We start from the raw sequence: 14,082 nt of genomic DNA, 5'->3' as shown, positions 1-14,082 counted from the left end.
CCCGATTGGGTGTCAGTGCTCCAATGCCAGCTCACGCTCGACCAGGGTGCCCTTGTCGAGGTGGATCGTGCGCTGGGCGTGATCGGCGGCCTTGGGATCGTGCGTGACCATGATGATGGTCTTGCCGTGGTCGCGATTGAGCGACTGCAGCAGCGCCAGGATCTCCTCGGCGGACTGGCGATCGAGGTCGCCGGTCGGTTCGTCGCAGATCAGCAGGGTAGGGTCGGACACGATCGCGCGGGCGATCGCGACGCGCTGCTGCTGGCCACCGGACAGCTCGTTCGGGCGGTGCTTGCCGCGGTCGGCCAGGCCGACCAGCTGCAGGGCGATCTCGGCGTTGCGCTTGCGCTGCGCCGACGACAGCTTGGTCAGCAGAAGCGGCAGCTCGACGTTCTTCTGCGCGTTGAGCGTCGGCATCAGGTTGTAGAACTGGAACACGAAGCCGACGTTGTGGCTGCGCCATTGCGACAGCTGGCCGCCGCTCAGCGTGTCGATGCGCTGGCCTTCCACCTGGATCTCGCCGCCGCTGGGCGAGTCGAGGCCGCCGATGAGGTTGAGCAGGGTGGTCTTGCCGGAACCGGACGGGCCCATCAGTGCGACGAAGTCACCCTTGGGGATGTCCAGGTCGATGCCGTGCAGCACCTCCACCTTTTCCGGACCGCGTTGATAGGTCTTCCTGAGATTGCGGATCGAAACCAGCGTAGACATTGCGACGTCCTCGAAACGGTAGAAGGAGGAACTGCGTTGATTTCCTGCGTTGGACTGCCTGGCGCTTATTCGCTCGCCGAGTCGCTCTCGGCTTCACCACCTGCGGCGGCGACCTTGACCTTGTCGCCATCGGCAAGGTCGGCGGGAGGATCGAGAACGACCGTCTCACCGCCTGAGAGTCCCTGGGTCACTTCGCGGTCCTCGCCGAGGCTGCGGCCGACAGTGACCTCGCGCTGCACGGCCTTTTCGTCTGCAACCACGAACGCCAGCTGCTTGCCGTCGCGCGAGGCGATGGCCGCGGCCGGCACGAGCACGCCTGGCTTCTGCTTTGGCGCATCGGGCTTGCCGGCTTCCAGGAAGCTCACGCGCACGCCCATGTCGGGAACGATGCGCGGGTCCTTGACCTTGAGCGCGACGCGCACCTTGACGGTGGCCTTGCCGCGGTCGGCGGCGGGGATGATCGCGATCACCTCGGCCGGGATCTTCCAGTCCTGGTAGGCATTGAGCGTCGCCTCGACCGGCATCTTCGGCTGCACGCGGCCGATGAAGGCCTCGCCGACCTCGACCTCGATCTCCAGCGAATCCATGTCGACGATGGTGCCGATGCCGGTGCGGGTGAAGCCGCCGGTCGCCAGCGGCGAAACGATCTCGCCCGGCTGCGCGGCCTTGGCCGTGACCACGCCGGCGAACGGCGCACGCACGATGGTGTTGTCCACGCCCAGGTCGGCGATGTGCAGGCGATCGCCTGCGACCTTGGCGTTGCGTTCGGCGGTGGTCAGCTCGGCGCGCAGCGAATCGCGCGCGGCGATGGCCTCGTCGTACTGCGCCTTCGACACCAGCTGCTGGTTGACCAGCGTCGACAGGCGACGGGCGTTGGCGTCGGCCTCGGCCACGCGTGCACGCACGCTCTCGACCTGGCTGCGCGAGGCGCCGACCTGGGCGTTGGCGAGCGTGCGTTCGGCATCGGCGTCAATCGGATCGAGCGTGGCCATGACCTGGCCTTCCTCGACCTTCTGGCCTTCCTCGATCATCACCTCGCGTACCTTGCCGGTGATCTTCGCCGACACCGTCGCCATGCGGCGGGCGACGACATAACCGGTGGCATCGAGCACGGATGCATTGCCGCCGTTGCCGATGGCAGTGACGGTCGCGGTCTGGACCTCGATCGCGCGATCGCGACCGAACACGGCCCATGCGGCAAGCAACAAAACGAGTACACCCGCAGCGACGGCGAGCGCGATCCACAGGCCGCGGCGTGAAGCCGGCGGCGGTGGCGCGCTACGGTCTATGCGCAATTCCTTGAGCAGGTCGGACGAGGCAGTCATATGCACACCAGACGCAAGACGGCGCCTAGTGTGCCGTCACGGGACCGATTGCGCCAACCTGCCGGAAGTCAGTTTGTGCTGGAGCCGGCACGGAGCCCGGGCCGGGATATCGCTACCACTACGTCGAGGACAGCTTCCTGAGCAGCCCATAGGCGCCGCGCAGACCTTGCGCTTCACCGCCGGCCGGACGGCCCGGACGGTCGCTGTCATTCCAGCTGTAGACGTCCAGGTGCGCCCACTTCTGCGCGGCCGGGACGAAGCGCTCCAGGTAAATCGCTGCGGTGATGCTGCCGGCCATCTTCGACGGGCCACCGTTGGCGATGTCGGCGACGGTGCTGGTCAGGTAGCGCAGGTACGGCCGCCACAGCGGCATGCGCCACAACGGATCGCGCTGCTCGATGCCGGACTCCAGCCACAGTCGCGCGACGTCTTCGTCGTTGCTGTAAAGCGCCGGAAGGTCCGGGCCCAATGCGATGCGTGCCGCGCCGGTAAGCGTGGCGAAGTCGAGCAGCAGCGCCGGCTTCATTTCGCCGGCATAGGTGAGGGCATCGCACAGGATCACGCGGCCCTCGGCATCGGTGTTGTCGATCTCCACCGACATGCCCTGGCGCGTGGCGAGCACTTCGCCCGGGCGGAACGCATTGGGGCCGACTGCATTCTCGACCGCCGGCACCAGCAGGGTCATGCGCAGCGGCAGCTTGCGCGTCATCACCAGCTCGGCAAGGGCGATGGCATGGGCGGCACCGCCCATGTCCTTCTTCATGTTGCGCATGCCGTCGGCCGGCTTGAGGTCGAGGCCGCCGGTGTCGAAGCACACGCCCTTGCCGACGATGGCCACGTGCGGGTGGCTTTCATCACCCCAGCGCAGCGAGATCAGTCGCGGTGCGCGGTGGCTGGCACGGCCGACCGCATGGATCGCCGGGAAATTGCGGGTAAGCAGGTCGTCGCCGCTGATGACTTCGATCTGCGCGCCGAAGCGCTCGGCCAGTTCGCAGGCTACCTGCTCGAGCTGGTCCGGGCCCATGTCCTCGGTCGGCGTGTTGACCAGGTCGCGCACGCGGATGCAGGCGGCGAGCTGGGCGAAGGCTTCGTCGTCGCCGCCGGTCTGCAACTGCGCCGGCTGGCGCAGCGGCTGCTTGTAGCGGTTGAAGCGGTAGCTGCCCAGGCCCCAGCCCAGGTGCAGGGCCGAGCGTGCCTCGGGTGCGAGGTCGGTCGCCAGCGACCAGGCCCGCAGCGGCAGCGCGTAAGGCGCGTGGCCGTACGAGTAGGGGTCGAGCGGGTCGGCAACACCGATCACCGCGGCGGCAATGCCACCGTTGGCGGCGGGCAGGGTGATCGCCGTCCACGGCGAACCGTCGAATGCCTGCGCATCGAGCCAGGCCAGTACCGAAGCCTCCTGAGTCGCGCGCCACTGGCCGATCGTGTCGCGGCTGACGACGTGCAGCGGCAGGCTGGCGATGCTCGCGTCGGCGAAACCGTGCGGGATGCTCATGCGGTAAGGAGTTCCGGTTGTTGTGCCATGTCCAGCCAGTCGGCCAGCGCGGACAGTGTGGTGAATTCGAGGTCGGGGTGGAGGTCGGCGTGCGGCCAGCGTGCGCCTTCGCGATTGATCCAGCAGCTGCGCAGGCCGGCGCGATGGGCGCCGACGACGTCCATCTCGATGTCGTCGCCGACATGGAGCACCTCGCCCGGCGCCAGATCCAGCTGGCGGCATGCGGCGTGGAAAATGCTCGCCGCAGGCTTGGCCGTGCCGTGTTCGCGCGCGCCCAGCTGGAAGACGAAATGCGCAGACACACCGACGCGTGCGAGGTCGGCATTGCCGTTGCTGATCGCCGCCAGCGGCACGCGTGCGGCCAGGCGTTCAAGCGCGGCAAGCGAATCGGGGTAGAACTCGACGCGGTTGCGCTCGGCGTAGAACGTTTCGAACGCGGCGTCGGCGTGTATCGGATCGTCGCCGCTGAGTTCCATCGCGCGCACCAGGCTCAGCTTGCGCAGCTGGCTGAAGTCGTGGGCGAGGTCGGGACGCTCGATGAACACGCGCTCGCGCAACTCGCGCATGGCGGCGATCGGGAAGCGCTGCGCGGTGCCGGGGCAATGCTGCAGCAGCCACTCGTGCAGCACCTGCTCGACCCGCGCCCCGATCGGCGCGAACGGCCACAGGGTGTCATCGAGGTCGAGGGTGATGGCGCGGACGGGGAAATGCATGGCGATATTTTAGCCTGTTATCGCCCGTGATCCTTGCTGCTGCCGCTCCGCCGTACGGCCAATCAACCCGTTCCGTCCTCCACGACTCACCGTCATCCCGGCGAACGCCGGGATCCAGTTCGGAGGCTCAGGGCTTCAGGTGAAGGGCCGGGCATTGCCCCATGGGGTTACGGGCCTGGATCCCGGCGTTCGCCGGGATGACGGTACGGGTGGGATGACGGTACGGGTGGGATGACGGTACGGGTGGGATGACGGTGAGGAATTGGACGACGGCCGTCACTCCAGCAGCCGCGCCCAGCCCCCCATCCCCTCGATCCGGTCCAGCACCAGCTTCACGCACACCAGCAGCGGCACCGCCAGCAGCAGGCCGATGATTCCCCACAGCCAGCCGAACACCATCAGCGCCAGGATCAGCACCAGCGGCGACAGGCGCATGCGCCGGCCCAGGATGATCGGGGTGACGATCTGCCCTTCGATGGTGTGCAGCACCAGGTAGATGCCCGCCGGCAACAGCGACGGCAGCAGGTTGTCGAAGGCGACGAAGCCCATCAGCAGCATGATCACGATGCCGATCAGCGGGCCCACGTACGGCGCGAAGTTGAGGATCGCCGCCATCGTGCCCCACAGCAGCGCTTCCTGCAGTGGCACGCCGAGCCAATACAGCGCGCCGGCCAGAGCCAGGCCCACGGCGATGTTGATCAGGGTGATGGTCAGCACGTAGCGCGAGATCTCGCGCTCGATCGAATGCAGGATGTCGACCGTGAGCTTCTTCTGCTGGCGCGTGGGCAGCAGCGCGATTGCGTTGCGCTGCAGGCTGTCGCCATAAACCATGAAGAAGAACGTCAGCAGCACCACCGCCAGCACCGAGGCCACGCGTCGCGGCGTTGCGGTCAGCGCCTTGTAGGGTTCGTTGAGTTCGGTGCGGATCACCTGCACCGGCTTGCCGGTGCTCTCGCCGCCGGCGGCGCGGGCGATGTTCTGCGCGGCCTTGTTTGCATCGAGCATCGGCTTGGTCAGGTCGCGCAGCTTGGGCGCGATCGACTTCATCTCGCGCGGCACCTGCCGCACCCATTCGCCGGCCGGTTCGATCAGCTGGTTGCCCAGTGCGCCCGCTGCCGCAAGGCCGCCCACCAGCACCAGCACCGCGCCAAGGAAGCGCGGGATGAAGAGCCTCTGCAGGCCGCGGATGATCGGATTACCGACCAGTGCGAAGAACATCGCCAGCAGGACCGGCAGGATCAGTTCCTGTGCCGCCCATAGCGTGTAGCCGACCGCGAGCGTGGCCAGCACGACCGCCGCGCTGGACGACCGTGGTCGCGGCTGCGGTGGGCCGGGCGCAACTTCTCCGTTCTCGGGCAGTCCCGTCTCGGAGGGTGTCTCGGGTTCTGGGATGCTCAAGGTTCGACCGGATCGACGACGACGCCGCGTGCAGCTTGCACAGTTGCCTCGGCGCGCGCCAGCGTCGCTGTTTCGTCATCACGGGCCGCGCTGGCCAAAGCCGTTTCCGTGGGTGCGGCCACCGCCTGCTCGGCACTGGCCGCGGCCTGCTCGGCGCCCTCGGCCGCGACCTGGGCACTGCCGCCGGCGAACAGGCCCGACACCATCGTGACCAGCTGCATCAGTCCGCCACTCTTGCCGATGGTGCGCAGCGGTTCGGCGCGGCCGACGACGAATCCGGCGACGAGGCCGGCGATGACGATCCGTCCCGGCGTCCAGGCCTCGCGCCAGGAATCGCGCAGCCCGCCCAATTGCGTGGCGACGCGACGCTCGCTCTCCTCGAGCACGTCCTCGGCCTGGTCCACCTTCTGGATCAGCTGTTCAAAGCGCATGGCGATCCCGTGGGCGCATGGTCGTGAGCGATGAAGTCATGGCGGTGCGACATCGATGCCTTGCCGGTCTTTTTTCGGTTCGCCCGACGGCGTTTGTGCGTGGCGCTTGTGCACCTCGCGCGCCGACTCGGTCGAACCCGGGCTGGGCATGAGGTCGGACAGCTCGCCGATGCCCAGTCGCGCCAACTGCCGGCGCGTCGCCTGCAGGCGGGTGTGGTCGAAGTAATGCATCGCGCGCCAGCAGGCGTAGCCGGTGACGGCCAGGCTGAGCACTGCGGCGATGAGCATCGCCAGCAACCACGACAAACCCAGGCTGGTCAGCAACGCCACCAGGCTGCCCATCAGGAACAACCACGCCGAGGCACCGAACACGATCGCCATGCCGGTGAAGGCGAGGGCGCGACCGAGTGCGCTGCGGGCCAGTGACAGGTCGGCGGCGACGAGGCTGCGCAGTGCTTTCGCCGATTCGCCCGCGGCGCCGAGGCTGGCGCGCGCGGTGGCGCCCAGTGCACCCAGCGTCTCGCCCAGGTCCGGTGGCGAACCCGGTATCTCGATCCGCGGTCCGTCGGGCGCGGAGCCATTGGGCTCGGGGCCAATAGGCTCGGAGCCGTCAGGCTCGCGCTCGTCCCCGGCCTGGCTCACGTGTGCTTACTTGTCGCCGCTGCGGGCGAGCTTGGCGATGATCCAGCCGGCGGCGAACGCCACGCCGAAGGACGCCAGCGGACGCTCGCGGATCAGTTCGGCGGCGCTGTCGATCAGGTCGCGTCCCTTGTCCATCAGTGCATCCACCTGCTCGCGGGCAACGCCGCCTGCCTGTTCGGCAGCCGCGATTCCCGACAGCGCGGTGTCGGCCAGATCGGCTTTCACGTTCGCCTTGCCGACACGCAGCTCATCGCCGGCCGCGGTAGCCGCGCCGCGCAGTGCTTCGCCAGCATCGCTCGCTGCCTGCTTCAGATGGCCGCCGGCTTCGCCGAGGTGTGCCTTCATGCCATCGCTGGGTGTGGAATTCATCAGGTGCTCCTCCGTAAGGGTGCAGGTCGATCCTGCCCAACATGACCTCGGATCAGGGTGACCCAACGTCACTGCATCGGCAAGTTGCCCTGCCGGCCGCCGCCGCGTACGACGCGCAGGATCAACTGTGCAGGAGCCTGCGTGAAGCTGGCGCGGAAACCTGAAAGATCCTCGAACGTGCCGGACGTAGCGGCGGTGATGATGTCGTCCTTCTGCAGGCCGTTCTGCGCGGCGCGGCTGCCGCGCGCGACCGATTCGACCAGCACGCCCGAATAACCCGACTGGCGCAGGCGCTCGGGCAGCTCGGCGAACACCGCACCGGCGAGGCGCGGATCGATCTCCGCGCCCTGCGACGACTTGGGTTGTTCGCGCAACGAAGTGTTCAGCTGGATCACCTTGCCGTCACGACGCACGTCGAGCGCAACGCGGCTGCCCACCGCCTGCAGGCCTTCGAAGTTGCGCAGTGCATCCGGGTCGTCGATGCGTTCGCCATTGGCGGCGATGATCACGTCGCCGGGCTTGATTCCGGCCGCGGCGGCACCGCCGCCGGAGTAGACCTGCGTCACCAGCGCGCCGCGCGCTTCGTCCAGGCCAAGGCCCTGCGCCAGTCGCGCATCGACCAGCTGCGATTCCAGTCCGAGCGTGCCGCGGATGACCACGCCGTTGTTGGCGATCAGCTGGCCCATGATGTTGCGCGCCAGGCTGGTGGGAATGGCGAAGCCCAGGCCGATGTTGCCGGCCATCGAGCCGCGCGGATTGAAGCTGGCGGTGTTGATGCCGACCAGTTCGCCATTGAGGTTGACCAGTGCGCCGCCGGAGTTGCCGGGATTGATCGAGGCGTCGGTCTGGATGAAGTTCTGGAAGCCCAGGCCGCGCAGACCGGTGCGGCCCACGGCCGAGACGATGCCCGAGGTCACCGTCTGGCCGATGCCGAACGGGTTGCCGACCGCGACCACGAAATCGCCCACGCGCAACGCATCGGAATTGGCCAGCGGCAGCGCGACCAGGTTCGGCGCGGTGATGCGCATCAGCGCCACGTCGGTATCGGGATCGGACCCCAGGAACTCGGCCTTGAGCGTGCGGCCGTCGGCAAGCGTCACCGAGACTTCGTCGGCACCTTCGATCACGTGGTGGTTGGTCAGCACGTAGCCGCGCTGGGCGTCGACGATCACGCCCGAGCCGAGCGACTCGTTGATCCGCTCCTGGGTCAGCTCCGGGAACATGCGCCGGAACATCGGATCGCCACCGAACGGGCTGACCTTCACCCGCTGCTTGGTGTGGACGCTGACCACGGCCGGGGTGACCTTGGCCAGCATCGGCGCCAGCGACGGCAGCGGCTGGCCGCTGACCACGGTCGGCAGCGCGGCGATCGCCGGAACGGTCGCGGCGGCGGCGGGAGCGGCCTGGGCAGGCGCTTCCAGGCCGTCGCGGATCGCGGTGGCGGCAAAACCGCCGAAGGCGGCGGCCAGGGACAGGGTAAGCAGGGTCGGCAGCGGGCGCATCGCGTCGTTCTGGCTGGAGGGAGGGTGGCGTCCGCCGCAAGTGCAGCTGAACGGCGCCAGTGTCTGGCAAGACCACTAAATAGGCCATGAAGTTTCCGGGCCAGTGTCCGCAATTGGCGCGGTCCGTGCAGCCCCCTGCAGCGGCGATCGCGCACGCGGCGGGCTGTGCAAGTGCACCTGCCGCAGTGCGCTGCCGACCGTCGTCACGAATTGAGACTGCGATCAAAAAAGCGTTGACTAAATCCAGGACCGGGTTTAGCTTGAACCCTCGCCTGAGCCACTACATGTAGTGGTTTGCAGGCGACGGGAGCCCAAAGTCAGGGTTTTCCGGCTTAGAGTTGCAGTACTGTGAGCGTCCTCGGGGGATGGCGCGAAACGGGAGCAAGATGAGCCCTGATTCGAACCAAAACCAATGCTTCGCGGACGTGCAAGACCGGTCGCGGGCATCGCCGTCGGCGGCTTTTCAGGTGCCAGTGGCAGAGCGGCAACCAATATAAGAATCCACCGGCAGCGGTCCCGATCCGTTGCCAGAACGAGGAGAAAGGACAGGCATGAGCACAGTGCGCCTCGAGGCGGTCAAGGCGGCCGCGGCTGACAGGGGGGACCTTGATAGGGACATCCCCATGCAGCCCGCTTCCCAGGACATCTGGGACAAGAAGTACCGGCTGAAGACCAAGACGGGGAAGGCCGTCGATTCCGACATCGACGCCACCTACCAGCGCGTTGCCAAGGCCCTGGCCGAAGCCGAGCCCAACGCCGAGAAGCAGCAGTACTGGAACGAGCGTTTCGTGTGGGCGCTGCGCCGCGGGGCCATTCCCGCCGGCCGCATCACCTCCAACGCCGGTGCCCTGGAGCACAAGCCGGCCACCTCGACCATCAACTGCACCGTCTCGGGCACCATCGAGGATTCGATGGACGGCATCCTGGAGAAGGTCCACGAAGCGGGCCTGACCCTCAAGGCCGGCTGCGGCATCGGCTATGAGTTCTCGACGCTGCGTCCGCGCGGCGCGTTCGTCGCGGGCGCCGGCGCCTACACCTCCGGCCCGATGTCCTTCATGGATATCTACGACAAGATGTGCTTCACCGTGTCCTCGGCCGGTGGCCGTCGCGGCGCGCAGATGGGCACGTTCGACGTCTCCCATCCGGACGTGAAGGACTTCATCCGCGCCAAGCGCGAAGACGGCCGCCTGCGCCAGTTCAACCTGTCGCTGCTGATCACCGATGGCTTCATGGAGGCCGTCGACACCGACGCCGACTGGCCGCTGGTGTTCCCGGTCAACATGAAGGAAAAGGGCGACATCAACCTCGACGACGCGACCCAGGTCGTGTGGCGCGAGTGGCCGACCCATCGCAACTACATCGTCCGCGACGACGGCCTGGTGGCCTGCAAGATCTACGGCCACATCCGTGCCCGCCACCTGTGGGACATGATCATGGTTTCGACGTATGACTACGCCGAGCCGGGTTTCATCCTCATCGACCGCGTCAACGAGATGAACAACAACTGGTGGTGCGAGAACATCCGCGCGACCAACCCCTGCGGCGAGCAGCCGCTGCCGGCCTACGGCGCCTGCCTGCTGGGCTCGGTCAACCTGACCAAGTTCGTGCGCGACCCGTTCACCGACCAGGCCTCCTTCGACTGGGAGGAATACAAGGAAGTCGTGCGCGTGTTCACCCGCATGCTCGACAACGTGGTCGAGGTCAACGGCCTGCCGCTGGAGCAGCAGCGCAACGAGATCATGCGCAAGCGCCGCCACGGCATGGGCTTCCTCGGCCTGGGCAGCACCGTGACCATGCTGCGCATGAAGTACGGCAGCAAGGAGTCGTGCGAGTTCACCGAGCGCATCTCCCGCGAGATGGCCGTGGCCGGCTGGGAAATGGGCCTGGCGCTGGCGAAGGAAAAGGGCGCCGCGCCGATCATGGACGAGTTGTTCGCCGTCGATGCCGAGATGCTGCGCAAGCGTCCGGAGATGGTGAAGGACGGCTGGAAGATCGGCCAGGACATCCCCGGCCGCGTGCTGCACGCCCGCTACAGCCGCTACATGCAGCGCGTCGCCTCGGTGGCGCCGGAGCTGGTGGACGAGCTGGCCGAGACCGGCGCGCGCTTCACCCACCACAGCTCGATCGCGCCCACCGGCACGATCTCGCTGAGCCTGGCCAACAACGCCTCCAACGGCATCGAGCCGTCGTTCGCGCACCACTACAGCCGCAACGTGATCCGCGAAGGCAAGAAGTCGAAGGAAAAGGTCGACGTCTACTCCTACGAGCTGCTGGCCTACCGCGAGCTGGTCAACGCCAAGGCCATGCCGTTCTCCGATGAGGAGCACGCCAGGCTGCCGGAGTACTTCATCTCCGCCGACGACATCTCCCCCAAGGAGCACGTCGACGTGCAGGCCGCGGCGCAGAAGTGGGTGGACAGCTCGATCTCCAAGACCGCCAACGTCCCGACCGACTACCCGTACGAGCAGTTCAAGGACATCTACCGTTACGCCCACCAGCAGGGCTTGAAGGGCTGCACCACGTTCCGCTTCAACCCGGCCGCCTTCCAGGGCGTGCTGGTCAAGGAAGCCGACCTGGAGAACACGACCTACCGTTTCGAGCTGGAAGACGGCAGCGTGCTGGAGGTCAAGGGCAACGAACAGATCGAGTATGACGGCGAGATGCACACCGCCGCCAACCTGTTCGATGCCTTGAAGGAAGGGTATTACGGCAAGTTCTAAGCGCTGGCATCGAGCGCTGCGAGGGGCCTGCTTTCAGGCGTCAAGGAAACATGGCACCCGGGGGAAGCAGGTTCCCCTCGCACTTCGAGTCGACAGTAGCGGAAGTAGCAGCGGCAACAGGCAGGGGCGGCGTCGACGCCTCCACGCGGAAACCGGGCCGGTTCCGCGTTCATGTACGCGGCCCATATGCGCGACGCATTCATCGTGCCGTGCAGCTGCAGCAGGTATAGCATCGCCTTGCAACACCCCGATTACCGCACCAGGCCAACCAGTTTTGACGCCCGTCAGGAGGGCACATGAGCAATGGCAACGGAGTGACGGCAAGCCTGTCGCAGGCCGCCGATAACGTGAAAGAAACTGCATCGAACATTTCCAGCGCGGTGATGCACCGTGCCGAGGAAGCGGTGGCGTCGGTCAAGACCACCGCCAAGAAGGCACGCAAGGCCGCCAAAAAGGCGGTAGGCACCGCCAAGAAGAAGCTCGCCGCTGCCAGCGCCAAGGCCAAGAAGGAAGCTTCGACGCTGAGGGCGAAGGCCGGCAAGAAGACGGCCAAGAAGGCCACGAAGAAGGCCGCCACCAAGAAGACCGCGAAGAAGGCGGTGAAGAAGGCTGCGGCGAAGAAGACGGCGAAGAAGGCAACGAAGAAGGTTGCCAGGAAGGCCGTGAAGAAGACCTCCAAGAAGGCCGCCAAGAAGGCCGCGAAGAAGACTGCGACGAAGAAGGTCGCGAAGAAATCAGCCGCCAAAAAAGCTGTGAAGAAGGCACCGGCCAAGAAGGCCGTTGCCAAGAAGGCGGCGAAAAAGGCAGCCAAGCGACCCGCCAAGAAGGTTGCGAAGAAAGCTGCCAGGAAGTAAGTGCCCCGATTGGTCGCCGCGTCCCAGCGGCGCGGCGACCGCCTTAAGCGTCACACATAACTAGATCAGCGTTACCGCACCAGGAGCGGGTTCATGGCCGTCAAGATCGACAAGAAAATCAAGGGCTACAGCGTCGTCACCCCGGAAGACAAGGCGAACGAGGCTGCGCGTCCCGCGCCAGTCGCCGCGATCGAGTCGCTGCCGACGGCCGACGTCATCCAGATGCACGAGCGCATCGAGCGCCCCGAAATCCTGATCGGCTCCACCTACAAAATCAAATCGCCGCTGTTCGAGCATGCGCTGTACGTGACGATCAACGACATCGTCCTCAACGCCGGCACCGAGCACGAGCTGCGCCGTCCCTTCGAGATCTTCATCAACTCGAAGAACATGGACCACTTCCAGTGGATCGTCGCGCTGACGCGCATCATGTCGGCCGTGTTCCGCAAGGGCGGCGACGTGACTTTCCTGGTCGACGAGATGAAGGCCGTGTTCGACCCGAAGGGCGGCTACTTCAAGGCCGGTGGCGTCTACATGCCGTCGCTGGTGGCCGAGCTGGGCAGCATCGTCGAGGACCACCTCAAGTCGATCGGCCTGATGCACGACCCGGAGATGAGCGACGCCCAGCGCGCCCTGATCGCCGAGAAGCGCGCTGCGTACAACCAGCTGTCAAAAAAAAACTCTGACGTAAGCCACGGCGAACTGTTCCCCGAACCGCGCATCAGCGACACCCCGCGCAGCGAGGACGTCGAAGTGACCGGCGAGGGCGCCAGCTTCCCGCCCAGCGCGACGATGTGCCACAAGTGCAACACCAAGGCGGTCGTCATCATGGATGGCTGCGCGACGTGCTTGAACTGCGGGTACAGCAAGTGCGGTTGAGCTGAGGGCAATGCAGGAAAAAGAGGGCTCCGAAAGGAGCCCTTTTTGCTGCCTGCCACCAGCGGCCATATTCTTGATCGGACATCACGGAGGTCTTGCTGCGATGCATGTGCCAAGGATTTACGCGGACTTCAATGGACTGGTCCGCGGCGTCAAGAACCGAGATCGAACCGGTGTCGCCCTCGACACTTTCGGCTCTATTCGCGACTTGGCTAATTCGGGTCTGATACTGCGTGAGGGCATGCCACTGGTCGCGTTCGATGAGTCCGATGAAGACGAAGACCTCGAAGGCCACGGAACCGCACAGTTCGACCATGCTCACGGCCGGTGGATAGTCGAGTTCGATGAGCTGGGGATCAGGTATGTCCCCGCTGGTGCCAGGGACCACATAAGTACGTTTCGCTGTGTGAAGTGCAAGGCCGACTTTCCACACGATCTCGCACAGTTCCGGATAGATTCGGTATGTCCTTCTTGCGGTGCGGATATGGCGTTGCCAATCGCGCCGCCTTGATCGAAACGCTCTTGAAGCAATCCTCCAGCAGGAGCGCCGAGGCGGAAATCAGCATAGCGGACATTGGGGCAGGGCAGAGGCCAGGACGGGTGTTAATGTCCGCTTTCGACCCAAAGCGGTCGTTCGTCGATCCCTTGCGGGCTAACCCGTCGACACAGGCAGGGAAACCATGTCGCAGCCGATCAGGAAGAGCTTCCGCGATCTCACGCTTTCGCAAAAGTTCAAGCTTGTGTTCCTTGGCCTGGGCGTGCTCTGCCCACTCTTTGCAATAGCCACCGTGAAACCGGTGTCCGCGCCAGTTGCCGTGCAGCTTGGATGTCTCACATCCCTCCTGCTTCTTCGGAGCGGCTGGCTTGGAGGCAGCTACATTCCTGCTGTCGTTGCAGGGATAGGCTTCCTGATCGCGTTTGCGGCAACCTACGCTTCCGTGGCCTTCTGATTGAATAATGAATGTCCGCTTCTGGCCGATAGCAATGGGATGGACTCCTCCTCACCTTGGCACCCGGTGGGTGCCAGACTGAATTTGCGAGACAGTCGC

The 14,082-nt window shown here is 65.9% G+C and carries 13 protein-coding genes and 1 pseudogene; 4 read left to right on the top strand and 10 right to left on the bottom strand.

What is annotated here, in order from left to right:
* Positions 1-12: 12 nt before the first annotated feature.
* The 9 genes and pseudogenes from AC3A3Q_RS03605 to AC3A3Q_RS03565 all read right to left on the bottom strand — a co-directional run bounded on the left by AC3A3Q_RS03605 (position 13) and on the right by AC3A3Q_RS03565 (position 8,580).
* Positions 13-708, bottom strand: coding sequence for an ABC transporter ATP-binding protein (locus AC3A3Q_RS03605; RefSeq protein ID WP_487584935.1), 696 nt, complete (start codon positions 706-708; stop codon positions 13-15).
* 65 nt (positions 709-773) lie between these two features.
* The gene (locus AC3A3Q_RS03600; protein WP_487584934.1) at positions 774-2,033 is read right to left on the bottom strand and encodes an efflux RND transporter periplasmic adaptor subunit; all 1,260 of its coding nucleotides are present in this window, start codon (positions 2,031-2,033) and stop codon (positions 774-776) included.
* 118 nt (positions 2,034-2,151) lie between these two features.
* A complete protein-coding gene (locus AC3A3Q_RS03595; protein ID WP_487584933.1) occupies positions 2,152-3,525 on the bottom strand; it encodes a leucyl aminopeptidase family protein in 1,374 nt (457 codons plus the stop codon).
* On the bottom strand, positions 3,522-4,238 hold the full coding sequence (locus AC3A3Q_RS03590) for an HAD-IA family hydrolase (protein ID WP_487584932.1): 717 nt from the start codon (positions 4,236-4,238) through the stop codon (positions 3,522-3,524). The genes AC3A3Q_RS03595 and AC3A3Q_RS03590 overlap by 4 nt, the downstream gene beginning before the upstream one ends.
* Positions 4,239-4,514: 276 nt before the next feature.
* Positions 4,515-5,630 (bottom strand): AI-2E family transporter, encoded by a 1,116-nt coding sequence (locus AC3A3Q_RS03585; protein ID WP_487585488.1) that lies wholly within the window; start codon positions 5,628-5,630, stop codon positions 4,515-4,517.
* Positions 5,631-5,632: 2 nt separating this feature from the next.
* Positions 5,633-6,067: a hypothetical protein gene (locus AC3A3Q_RS03580; protein WP_487584931.1), complete on the bottom strand. Its 435-nt coding sequence runs from the start codon at positions 6,065-6,067 to the stop codon at positions 5,633-5,635.
* 168 nt (positions 6,068-6,235) lie between these two features.
* A pseudogene (locus AC3A3Q_RS03575) lies at positions 6,236-6,664 on the bottom strand (phage holin family protein); the annotation flags it as partial.
* 51 nt (positions 6,665-6,715) lie between these two features.
* Positions 6,716-7,078 carry a hypothetical protein gene (locus AC3A3Q_RS03570; protein WP_487584930.1) on the bottom strand — a complete coding sequence of 121 codons (363 nt, stop codon included), beginning with the start codon at positions 7,076-7,078 and terminating at the stop codon, positions 6,716-6,718.
* 68 nt (positions 7,079-7,146) lie between these two features.
* Positions 7,147-8,580, bottom strand: a complete 1,434-nt coding sequence (locus tag AC3A3Q_RS03565; protein WP_487584929.1) for a trypsin-like peptidase domain-containing protein — start codon at positions 8,578-8,580, stop codon at positions 7,147-7,149.
* Positions 8,581-9,131: 551 nt separating this feature from the next.
* Between AC3A3Q_RS03565 and AC3A3Q_RS03560 the strand changes: the two genes are divergently transcribed.
* The 3 genes from AC3A3Q_RS03560 to AC3A3Q_RS03550 all read left to right on the top strand — a co-directional run bounded on the left by AC3A3Q_RS03560 (position 9,132) and on the right by AC3A3Q_RS03550 (position 13,033).
* On the top strand, positions 9,132-11,300 hold the full coding sequence (locus AC3A3Q_RS03560; protein WP_487584928.1) for an adenosylcobalamin-dependent ribonucleoside-diphosphate reductase: 2,169 nt from the start codon (positions 9,132-9,134) through the stop codon (positions 11,298-11,300).
* A gap of 296 nt (positions 11,301-11,596) precedes the next feature.
* The gene (locus AC3A3Q_RS03555; protein ID WP_487584927.1) at positions 11,597-12,154 is read left to right on the top strand and encodes a hypothetical protein; all 558 of its coding nucleotides are present in this window, start codon (positions 11,597-11,599) and stop codon (positions 12,152-12,154) included.
* A gap of 93 nt (positions 12,155-12,247) precedes the next feature.
* Complete coding sequence (locus AC3A3Q_RS03550; protein WP_487584926.1) at positions 12,248-13,033, top strand: TSCPD domain-containing protein; 786 nt, start codon at positions 12,248-12,250, stop codon at positions 13,031-13,033.
* On the opposite strand, the gene AC3A3Q_RS03545 is transcribed toward AC3A3Q_RS03550, so the two are convergent.
* Entirely contained in the window at positions 12,981-13,355 is a 375-nt protein-coding gene (locus tag AC3A3Q_RS03545) for a hypothetical protein (RefSeq protein WP_487584925.1), read from the bottom strand. The two genes, AC3A3Q_RS03550 and AC3A3Q_RS03545, sit on opposite strands and share 53 nt — an antisense overlap.
* A gap of 358 nt (positions 13,356-13,713) precedes the next feature.
* On the opposite strand from AC3A3Q_RS03545, the gene AC3A3Q_RS03540 reads away from it, so the two are divergent.
* Positions 13,714-13,983: a hypothetical protein gene (locus AC3A3Q_RS03540; RefSeq protein ID WP_487584924.1), complete on the top strand. Its 270-nt coding sequence runs from the start codon at positions 13,714-13,716 to the stop codon at positions 13,981-13,983.
* Positions 13,984-14,082 lie beyond the last annotated feature (99 nt).

It is taken from the genome of Lysobacter sp. Soil_C_59 (assembly GCF_057656415.1).
Note: the sequence above shows the minus strand (reverse complement) of the source record. Positions and strands in the feature narration are given on the sequence as shown.

Bases quoted from the DNA above. Each gene is read 5' to 3' on its own strand.
- AC3A3Q_RS03605 (WP_487584935.1), bottom strand. From the start codon at position 708: ATGTCTACGCTGGTTTCGATCCGCAATCTCAGGAAGACCTATCAACGC.
- AC3A3Q_RS03600 (WP_487584934.1), bottom strand. From the start codon at position 2,033: ATGACTGCCTCGTCCGACCTGCTCAAGGAATTGCGCATAGACCGTAGC.
- AC3A3Q_RS03595 (WP_487584933.1), bottom strand. From the start codon at position 3,525: ATGAGCATCCCGCACGGTTTCGCCGACGCGAGCATCGCCAGCCTGCCG.
- AC3A3Q_RS03590 (WP_487584932.1), bottom strand. From the start codon at position 4,238: ATGCATTTCCCCGTCCGCGCCATCACCCTCGACCTCGATGACACCCTG.
- AC3A3Q_RS03580 (WP_487584931.1), bottom strand. From the start codon at position 6,067: ATGCGCTTTGAACAGCTGATCCAGAAGGTGGACCAGGCCGAGGACGTG.
- AC3A3Q_RS03570 (WP_487584930.1), bottom strand. From the start codon at position 7,078: ATGAATTCCACACCCAGCGATGGCATGAAGGCACACCTCGGCGAAGCC.
- AC3A3Q_RS03565 (WP_487584929.1), bottom strand. From the start codon at position 8,580: ATGCGCCCGCTGCCGACCCTGCTTACCCTGTCCCTGGCCGCCGCCTTC.
- AC3A3Q_RS03560 (WP_487584928.1), top strand. From the start codon at position 9,132: ATGAGCACAGTGCGCCTCGAGGCGGTCAAGGCGGCCGCGGCTGACAGG.
- AC3A3Q_RS03555 (WP_487584927.1), top strand. From the start codon at position 11,597: ATGAGCAATGGCAACGGAGTGACGGCAAGCCTGTCGCAGGCCGCCGAT.
- AC3A3Q_RS03550 (WP_487584926.1), top strand. From the start codon at position 12,248: ATGGCCGTCAAGATCGACAAGAAAATCAAGGGCTACAGCGTCGTCACC.
- AC3A3Q_RS03540 (WP_487584924.1), top strand. From the start codon at position 13,714: ATGTCGCAGCCGATCAGGAAGAGCTTCCGCGATCTCACGCTTTCGCAA.